General features: G+C 39.0%; 1 protein-coding gene. It reads left to right on the forward strand.

The window, feature by feature from the left end; all coding sequences use genetic code 11:
* Positions 1 to 259 (forward strand): hypothetical protein (locus AAEY88_RS14325; RefSeq protein ID WP_350563464.1); only part of this gene is annotated, 259 nt, incomplete at both ends.

Here is a 259-nt window from a genome sequence, read left to right on the forward strand (position 1 = left end):
GCTGTACTTTTTAATGAATGCAATTAAGCACCGTTTTGGTATGTATCCGCTTTTTACTTTGCTTGCTTTTAACAGCGCGGCTAAATTATTAGTTGCACTGGATTTAGCGAGTCAAATAGATTTAATTACAAACACCTCAACAGTGTGGGATTTACGTGATTTGTTAAACGAAAACTCTGAGCTCGGCCGTGTACTGCGTGCTCTTGTTGGTTACGAGGCCACTCCTGATTTAATGAGTGTACTTATATATAGTACAAGC

Origin of the sequence: Psychrobacter sp. CAL346-MNA-CIBAN-0220, assembly GCF_040309805.1 — a bacterium.
GTDB lineage: Bacteria > Pseudomonadota > Gammaproteobacteria > Pseudomonadales > Moraxellaceae > Psychrobacter.